This is a genomic window from Poseidonibacter sp., assembly GCF_041821165.1.
In the GTDB taxonomy this organism is placed as follows: Bacteria; Campylobacterota; Campylobacteria; order Campylobacterales; family Arcobacteraceae; genus Poseidonibacter.
Genome location: NZ_JBGUES010000125.1, coordinates 1 through 6,853, shown reverse-complemented (window position 1 = coordinate 6,853; position 6,853 = coordinate 1). Strand labels below are relative to the sequence as shown.

7 protein-coding genes are annotated in these 6,853 nt (G+C 29.6%); 2 read left to right on the top strand and 5 right to left on the bottom strand.

What is annotated here, in order from left to right:
- Together ACERKK_RS09570 and ACERKK_RS09565 are read right to left on the bottom strand one after the other, a co-directional pair.
- The coding region (locus ACERKK_RS09570; RefSeq protein WP_373772861.1) for an FAD-dependent oxidoreductase at positions 1-338 on the bottom strand (338 nt) is incomplete at its 3' end.
- 20 nt (positions 339-358) lie between these two features.
- Positions 359-808 carry a YiiD C-terminal domain-containing protein gene (locus ACERKK_RS09565; protein WP_373772860.1) on the bottom strand — a complete coding sequence of 150 codons (450 nt, stop codon included), beginning with the start codon at positions 806-808 and terminating at the stop codon, positions 359-361.
- Positions 809-1,175: 367 nt separating this feature from the next.
- On the opposite strand from ACERKK_RS09565, the gene ACERKK_RS09560 reads away from it, so the two are divergent.
- Complete coding sequence (locus tag ACERKK_RS09560; RefSeq protein WP_373772859.1) at positions 1,176-3,749, top strand: bifunctional aconitate hydratase 2/2-methylisocitrate dehydratase; 2,574 nt, start codon at positions 1,176-1,178, stop codon at positions 3,747-3,749.
- A gap of 81 nt (positions 3,750-3,830) precedes the next feature.
- Here ACERKK_RS09560 and ACERKK_RS09555 read toward each other — a convergent pair whose 3' ends face one another.
- Positions 3,831-4,319 (bottom strand): DUF2062 domain-containing protein, encoded by a 489-nt coding sequence (locus ACERKK_RS09555; protein WP_373772858.1) that lies wholly within the window; start codon positions 4,317-4,319, stop codon positions 3,831-3,833.
- A 209-nt stretch (positions 4,320-4,528) separates the two neighbouring features.
- Between ACERKK_RS09555 and ACERKK_RS09550 the strand changes: the two genes are divergently transcribed.
- Entirely contained in the window at positions 4,529-5,878 is a 1,350-nt protein-coding gene (locus ACERKK_RS09550) for a sodium-dependent transporter (RefSeq protein WP_373772857.1), read from the top strand.
- Between the two features lie 26 nt (positions 5,879-5,904).
- Here the strand turns inward: ACERKK_RS09550 and minE are convergent, their stop codons facing one another.
- Positions 5,905-6,138 carry a cell division topological specificity factor MinE gene (gene minE / locus ACERKK_RS09545; RefSeq protein WP_373772856.1) on the bottom strand — a complete coding sequence of 78 codons (234 nt, stop codon included), beginning with the start codon at positions 6,136-6,138 and terminating at the stop codon, positions 5,905-5,907.
- Positions 6,138-6,853, bottom strand: a 716-nt coding sequence (minD, locus tag ACERKK_RS09540; protein ID WP_373772855.1) for a septum site-determining protein MinD, incomplete at its 5' end; no start/stop codon positions are given. The genes minE and minD, both read right to left, overlap by 1 nt.

Genomic DNA, 6,853 nt, shown 5'->3' with positions numbered 1-6,853 from the left:
AATTTTGCAGTCCCTTCAAATATTTGAACATTTTCATTAAATTTATTTTTATAATTTGAATCAATTTTTGAAATATACAAATTTGTTTCATCAAAAATCTTTTTAATATCTATTTTATCAATAGTTGAATCAATAAAATGCCTTTTTGATTCTTTATTTGAACGTGCAACATTTGCATAAGCAATTAATAATTTTGAAGGAACACAACCTCTATTTGGGCAAGTTCCTCCAAATTTTGACTTTTCAATTATTGCAACTTTTTTGCCCATTTTACCAGCTTTTACAGCTAAATTACTTGCTCTTCCTGCTCCAATTATGATTAAATCAAAATTTTTCATTATCTTGCCTTTTTTATTTTTTATCTATCATCAAGTTTTATAACATAAACACCTTCAAAACTAACACACTCTTTATCGTCTTCAATAATTTTTGAATATATCTTAATAGAAGCGCTACCTTTTTTGTCTAATTTTGTTTTTAGAATTTGCAATTCTTCATTAGATGGCTTTTGAGTATAACAAACAATATCTTTTGTAACGGGTCTTTTATATGAATTTTCATTTTTAATCACAACAATATTTTTACTATCAAATCCTAATTCTTGTGAAATCAACCAACACATACTCCATGATGAAATAATTGTCATAGTACTTAAACTACCGCCAAAAGCTGTACCTTTGTCATTAATATTTATATCTAAAGGGGCTGTTGTAATAAGATTTATATCTGTATATGAATTGATTTTTATATCCATCATTTTAGTAAGTGGAATTTCTTTATGAAGCTTGTTTTGCAAAGTATTTATCAAAATATATCCTTATATTATAAAAAAATAAAATTATAATAATTAAAGCTTAAATTTTACTATAAATGAAAAATTATCAATTTGTAAAAGCAAAGTACAAAAATTGTACAAAAATAAAAAAAAGAATGAATTTATATTCAAATAATAGCTAAAATAGTAGAAAAAATAAAAATTTGCTTAAATATGCAAATATCGAAATAATCGCTTATATAAAGCGCTCTTTTAATTAAACAAAACTTAAAAAAAAGAAATAGTGTAACTTTTATTTACATAAATTAAACTTGTACATACCTTTACAATAGTTGTACATACTAATTTTGGCCTTTATGCTATAATACTCTAAACTTTTCAAATCAGAAGGAGATAATATATGAGTTTATTAGTAGATTATAAAGCACATACAGAAGAAAGATTAAATGAAGGTGGATTACCTCCATTAGCATTAACTGCTGAGCAAACTGCAGAGTTAGTTGAATTATTAAAAGCAGATACTGTTGAAGAAGCAGATTACTGTTTAGATTTATTCAATAACAAAATCAACCCAGGTGTTGATGACGCTGCTTATGTTAAAGCTGCATTTTTAAATGACGTAGTTCAAGGAAATGTTGCATGTTCAGTAATTACAAAATCTGAAGCTGTAAGAATTTTAGGAACAATGATGGGTGGATTTAACGTTTCTCCATTAATTGATGCACTTAAAATTGAAGAAGTTGCAGAAGCTGCAGCAACTGAATTAAAAAATACTATCTTAGTATATGATGCATTCAACGACGTTAAAGATTTAATGGACGCTGGAAATGAAAAAGCTAAAGAAGTTATCGAATCATGGGCTAACGCTGAGTGGTTTACTAACAAGCCTGCATTAGAAGAAGAAATCACTTTAACTGTTTACAAGATTCCTGGTGAAACAAATACAGATGATTTATCTCCTGCAACTGTTGCATTTACTAGATCTGATATTCCATTACATGCTACTGCAATGTTACAATCAAGAATGGAAGATCCATTAAATACTATGGATTCTTTAAAAGAAAAAGGTTACCCTTTAGCATACGTTGGTGATGTTGTTGGTACTGGTTCTTCAAGAAAATCAGGTATTAACTCTGTTCAATGGCATATGGGTAGAGATATTCCAGGTGTTCCTAATAAAAGAACTGGTGGTGTTGTAATTGGTTCTATTATTGCTCCAATTTTCTTCAATACTGCAGAAGATTCAGGATGTTTACCAATTCAAGCTCCAGTTGATGCTTTAGAAACTGGTGATGTTATTACTTTAAAACCATATGCTGGTGTAATTGAGAAAGATGGTTCAGTTGTTTCTGAATTTGATTTAGCTCCAAATACATTAACAGATGAAATGAGAGCTGGTGGAAGAATTCCATTAATTATTGGTAAAGGTCTTACTGTTAAAGCTAGAGAAGTATTAGGTATGGATGCTACTACTGCATTTGTTGCTCCTACTCAACCTGCTGATAATGGTAAAGGATTTACTCAAGCGCAAAAAATGGTTGGAAGAGCTTGTGGTATCGAAGGTGTTAAACCTGGTATGTACGTTGAGCCAATCGCTACTACTGTTGGATCTCAAGATACAACTGGACCAATGACTAGAGATGAGATTAAAGAACTTGCTGCACTATCTTTTGGTGCTGATATGGTTATGCAATCATTCTGTCATACTGCTGCTTACCCAAAACCAGCAGATATTAAATTAAGACATACTTTACCTGATTTCATCAACTCAAGAGGTGGTGTTACATTAAGACCAGGTGACGGTGTTATTCACTCATGGTTAAATAGATTATGTTTACCAGATACTGTTGGTACTGGTGGAGATTCTCATACTAGATTCCCAATTGGTATTTCATTCCCAGCTGGTTCTGGTCTTATTGCATTTGCTGGTGTAACTGGTGCTATGCCTTTAACTATGCCTGAATCTGTTCTTGTAAAATTCAAAGGTGAAATGCAACCTGGAATTACTTTAAGAGATTTAGTTAATGCTATTCCTTACCAAGCTATTCAAGATGGTTTATTAACTGTTGAGAAAAAAGGTAAGAAAAACGTATTCGCTGGAACAATTATTGAAATCGCTGGTTTACCAGAATTAAAAGTTGAGCAAGCATTCGAATTATCAGATTCTGCAGCAGAAAGATCAGCAGCAGCTTGTTCTGTTCAATTAGATAAAGAACCAATCATTGAGTACTTATCTTCAAATATCGCTTTAATTGAAAAGATGATTGAAGAAGGTTACGAAGATGCTAGAACTCTTCAAAGAAGAGCTGATAAAATGAAAGAATGGATTGCTAATCCAGAATTATTAACTCCTGATGCAGATGCTGAATATAAAGCTGTTATCGAGATTGATTTAAATACAATTACTGAGCCAATTTTAGCTTGTCCAAATGATCCAGATGATGTTGATACATTAACTAACATTTTAGCTGACGATAAAAGAATCAAAAACATTGACGAAGTATTCGTAGGTTCTTGTATGACTAATATCGGATTATTCAGAGCTTTAGGTGAAGTACTTAAAGGTGAAGGTGAAGTTCCAACTAAATTATGGGTTGCACCACCAACAAAAATGGATAAAGAACAATTAACAGAAGAGGGTTACTACTCAATCTTTGCAGCAGCGGGTGCTAGATTAGAAATTCCTGGTTGTTCATTATGTATGGGTAACCAAGCACAAGTTTCTGAAGGTGCAGCAGTATTCTCAACTTCTACAAGAAACTTCGATAATAGATTAGGAAAAGGTTCTCAAGTTTACTTAGGATCTGCAGAAGTTGCAGCAGTTGCAGCACTTCTTGGAAGACTTCCATCTAAAGAAGAGTACATGGAAATTGTACCTAAGAAAATTACTGAAGATAACAAAGAGGGTGTTTATAAATACTTAAACTTCCACCAAGTTACTAGTGATCACTTAACAAACTTAGTTCACTCTTAAGAAACAATTTAATATCAAGTTGGATTTTCCAACTTGATATTTTACTTATTTATTTACTTTTTATTTTATATATTTTTTCTATTACTTTTTACGTTTTTTTCTAACTTCTTTTATCCATAATAAATTTAAAATAAATACAGCTAAAAAAGCACTAATTGTTGATATAACAAAAGTTCCTACATATAAAGATAAAGCTATCTCACTTATATTTTCATTCATTGTTTCAAAACTAAATTCAATAGGGTCTTTAATATTTAAAAGCCAATTCCCAAGCTCATATTCAAAATAATAAATAAAAGGCATTGTTAAAGGATTAGAAAGCCAAACAAGAAGAATAGTTATTGGAAGATTTACATTAAAAATAATTGCAAGTAGAGCTACTAAAAGCATTTGTAAAGGCATAGGAATAAAAGCTACAAAGATTCCTATAAAAACACCTCCTAATATTCTTTTTCTTGATAAACTCCAAATTTTTTGTTTATATAATAATTTACCAAAAATCTTTAGAATTCTTTGATCTTTGATTTTTTCATGAGTAGGTAATACTTTTCTTAATTTCGCTCTTGGCACATTTTCTCTTTTATTGTTAATATTTTCCTATTATATTATATTTTGATTAAAAGAGTTATTCTCTTTAGTTTTATTTTTTATATTTAAATTTCTACAATTTAATAAATTTTTCTTTTGTTTCATAAATAAAATTTATTTCATTCATATAAATTACATAAAAGTTTAACTAAAAATTAGATAGTATGGATTCTTTATTTCTAAGGAGAATTATGAGTACCGCACGTTTTAGTAGATTCGGGTTTATTCTTGCAGCTGTTGGTTCAGCAGTTGGTTTAGGTAATATTTGGAAATTCCCATATGTTACAGGTGAGTATGGTGGTGGAGCTTTTGTATTAGTTTACTTAATTACAGCTCTTTTTATTGGTGTTTTTGTATTAATTGCAGAATTACTTATTGGTAAATTAGGGCAAAGTGATGCCGTAAGTATGTTTGAAAGTTTGGCTACTAAAAAGAAAAACTTATGGAAATATGCTGGGTTTATAGTAATTGTGCCATTGATAATTTTATCTTATTATTCTGTAGTAATTGGATGGATTTTTCACTATATTGCACTATCTATTCAAGGTCTTCCAGCAACTGTTGAGCAATCTAAAGATATTTTTATGACATTGTTAACAACTGATGTTCAAACACAACTTATGTATCATACTGTTGTATTTGTATTAGTTACATCTATTATCTTAAAAGGTATCAAAGATGGAATTGAAAAAATTAATAAAATTTTAATGCCATTATTAGCATTTATTTTATCAATTTTATTTATTTATTCTGTAACTATTGATGGAAGTTTCTCAAAAGCTGTATCTTTTATGTTTGAAGCAGACTTTTCTAAATTAAGCTCAGAAGCAGTTATTGTTGCTATTGGACAAGCATTTTATACTTTATCATTAGGAATGGGTATTATTATTACTTATGCGGCTTCTTTACCAAAAGAGTCGAATATTGTAAAATCATCATTTTTAATCTCTATTATTGATACAACAGTTGCTATTGTTGCTGGTTTAATTATCTTTACATTATTATTTGATAAAGGTGCTGAATCAACAAAAGGTGCTGGATTAGTATTTATTTCATTACCATCTGTATTTTATGAGTTTGGTTCAATTGGTTCAACTTTAGCACTATTATTCTTTGTTGCTATTGCATTTGCTGGTATTACATCAGCTATTTCAATGTTAGAACCAATGGTTTCATACTTTGTAAATAGATGGAATTATACAAGAGTTAAAGCTGCAATGATTTGTAGTATTTTCTTTTATATATTAGGTATTGCTGCATTATTATCAAATATTTCTGATTATTCACCTATGTTAATGGTTGGAGATAAAGGTTTATTTGATTGGTTAGATTTCGTAGCTTCAACTATTTTAGTTCCAATTGGTGGGATTTTAGCAGTTGTATTTGTAGGACACTTTATGGATAAAGATGTTATTAAAGGTGAGTTAATTCCATTAATGGGAACTTTCTTTACTAATGTTTGGTTCTTTATGGTTAGATTTGTTATTCCAATTGCACTTGTAATTGTAATTTTAAACGAAACTGGACTATTTAAATTTTAAGAAGGGTTTTCCCTTCTTATTTTATATTAGGCATTTTTATCTAATTGAACATCAATAGATAGTGCTTCAAAGTCACCATCTACATCTTTTTTAATATCTATTTTTTTTACACCCATATATTTTTTTACGACATCAATAATTTCAGCTTTCATTTGATCCATAAAAGGATAAGCATTATTATCTCTATCAGACATTATTGCGATTGTTAATCTATCTTTTGCAGTGCTTGCACTTTTTTTCTTTTTAAACCAAGGAAACATTATTTAAAAATCCCCTTTATCTTTGAAAATAGACCAGTTTGAACAGTCTCTACATCCTCAAGCGCTACATCTTGTCCACAAAGTCTTGCAGAGATTCTAGAATAAGCTTGACCAGCTGCTGAATTTTTATCTAAGATAATTGGTTTACCTTGATTTGATGCATCAATAATTCCTCTATCTTCTGGAACTTTTCCAATAAGTGGAATACTTAAAATATCAATAATATCAGTACTTGTTAGCATTTCGCCACTTTGTACCATTTTTGCATCAATTCTATTTATGATTAGGTGTTTATTTACTTCTGAACCATCTTTTACTTTTTGAGATTTTGAATCTAAAATACCAATAGCTCTATCAGCATCTCTAATTGAAGATACTTCTGGGTTTACTACAATAATAGCAGTATCAGCAAACTCAATAGTATGCTCATAACCACTCTCTATTCCAGCAGGTGCATCTAAGATAACATAATCAAAATCAGCTTTTAAAGCCGTTATTAACGTTAAAATTTTATCAGATTGTAAAACTGATTTATCTTTTGTTTGTGATGCTGCTAGGAAGTGAAGGTTATCATTTATTTTACTTTTAATAAGTGCTTGTTTTAAACCAACTTCACCATCCATTACTTGAACCATATCATAAACAACACGATTCTCTAAACCTAAAATCATATCAAGATTTCTTTGCCCAATATCAAAGTCAACAACAACACATT